Origin of the sequence: Phocaeicola acetigenes, from assembly GCF_027529745.1 — a bacterium.
In the GTDB taxonomy this organism is placed as follows: Bacteria; Bacteroidota; Bacteroidia; order Bacteroidales; family Bacteroidaceae; genus Phocaeicola; species Phocaeicola acetigenes.
Genome location: NZ_JAPZVM010000028.1, coordinates 1 through 901 on the forward strand (window position 1 = coordinate 1; position 901 = coordinate 901).

Consider the following 901-nt stretch of genomic DNA (forward strand, 5'->3'; position numbering starts at 1 on the left):
AGAAACTGTTTTGAATTGATTCAAGAATAATGTTACAGTCTCCTTAAAATTTGAAATCAGCAGGCCAATTGGAAAAATGTTATATCTTTAAAGGTACCAAACTATAAAGTTATGACACACTATCCAACCGACCTGACTGAAAAACAGTGGCAAGTTATAAAAAATATTTTAGAACCGCAAGCGAGGAACCGAAAACATTCTCTTAAAGAGATAATGAATGCAATCCTTTATATCAACAAGACCGGCTGCCAGTGGCGTATGCTTCCCTCTGACTTCGCCCCTTGGCAAACCGTCTATTACTATTTCCGTAAATGGAAGCTTGAAGGCGTGTTTGAAGAGGTGATGGATACCTTGCACGCTTTCATCCGTAAACAGGCAGGGCGTCAGGAAAGCCCCAGCCTTGGCATCATGGATTCCAGAAGTGTGAAGACTTCCCATCATGTTGATTCTGACCGCGGTATAGACGGGAACAAGAAAATCAAGGGGCGGAAAGAGCACATAATTGTCGATACGCTTGGTCTTCCGTTAGCCGTCGCAATCCATGAAGCCAACCTGCATGACAGCAAAGGCGCTCCGCAAGTCATAGAGAAACTTGCTTATAAATTCCCGCGCTTGGTGAAAATCCTGGCAGACGGTGGTTATAAGGGAAAGTTGGCTGATTGGGTCAAGAAGAAATTCGGATGGGTATTGGATGTCGTGCTCAGGCCGGACGAATGTCCAACCAAGTTTCAAGTTCTGCCTAAGCGCTGGATTGTGGAACGCTCTTTCTCATGGCTGGAAAACTTCAGAAGGCTAACCATCGATTATGAATTCCTCGCTGAAACTGCGGAAGCCATGGTACAAATCGCATTCATCCAAATCATGCTTAACAAATTTATCGAATGAAATCAAAACAGCTTCT

The 901-nt window shown here is 43.7% G+C and carries 1 protein-coding gene; it reads left to right on the top strand.

Going from position 1 to position 901, the window contains the following annotated elements; all coding sequences use genetic code 11:
* The first annotated feature begins 111 nt into the window (after positions 1–111).
* Positions 112–885, top strand: a complete 774-nt coding sequence (locus tag O6P32_RS13560) for an IS5 family transposase (RefSeq protein WP_071148388.1) — start codon at positions 112–114, stop codon at positions 883–885.
* The last annotated feature ends 16 nt before the right edge of the window (positions 886–901 follow it).